Source organism: Micromonospora sp. DT31 (genome assembly GCF_049841795.1).
Classification (GTDB): Bacteria; Actinomycetota; Actinomycetes; order Mycobacteriales; family Micromonosporaceae; genus Micromonospora.
Genome location: NZ_JBNCKZ010000068.1, coordinates 1 through 780 on the forward strand (window position 1 = coordinate 1; position 780 = coordinate 780).

The 780-nt window shown below is 69.0% G+C and carries 1 protein-coding gene; it reads left to right on the forward strand.

The window, feature by feature from the left end:
* The first annotated feature begins 81 nt into the window (after nucleotides 1-81).
* Nucleotides 82-735 (forward strand): C39 family peptidase, encoded by a 654-nt coding sequence (locus tag ACLQ2X_RS28410; RefSeq protein ID WP_425684143.1) that lies wholly within the window; start codon nucleotides 82-84, stop codon nucleotides 733-735.
* The last annotated feature ends 45 nt before the right edge of the window (nucleotides 736-780 follow it).

Sequence of the window (780 nt, forward strand, 5' to 3'; positions counted from 1 at the left end):
CCCCCCCCCGAGACTTTCCCCCCTTTGTCGCGGCACCCCCGGATCGCCGCGCGTTTCCCCCACCCCAGGGAGGCAACCACCATGGCCACCACTCTGCTGCGCAAGACCGTGCTGACCGCCGCCGGTATCGCCGCCACCACCACCGGCATCGCCGGCCCCGCCATCGCCGCCCAGGCCACCCCCGCCGAGCGCGCCGTCCAGGTCACCGCCGACCGCAAGCACGGCGAGCGGGAACTGGACGTGCGCTACGAAGCCCAACCCAACTTCTACTTCTGCGGCCCCGCCGCCGCCCGCAACGCCCTGAGCGTGCAAGGCAAGAACATCGACGTCCACGCCATGGCCAAGGAAATGGGCACCACCGAGGCCGGCACCGACAGCATCAACGACATCACCCCCGTGCTGAACAAGCAGACCGGCACCAAGAACGCCTACAAGTCCGTCGAGATCAACACCCCCAACGCCGACAACAAGCAGACCGACACCCTGCGCACCGACATCGTCAAGACCGTCGACGCCGGCCGGGCCGTGGTCGCCAACATCGCCGGCACCGCCACCGACACCGACGGCACCACCCACTCCTTCGAAGGCGGCCACTACATCAGCGTCATCGGCTACCGCGACAACGGCAACACCGTCACCATCGCCGACAGCGCCAACCCCAACACCGCCACCTACCGCATGACCATCGACACCCTCGCCGACTGGATCGCCACCCGCGGCTACAGCACCAGCTGAGCCCCACCACGACAAGGCCCGACCCCACACCGGGGGTCGGGCCTT

Bases quoted from the DNA above. Each gene is read 5' to 3' on its own strand.
- ACLQ2X_RS28410 (WP_425684143.1), top strand. From the start codon at position 82: ATGGCCACCACTCTGCTGCGCAAGACCGTGCTGACCGCCGCCGGTATC.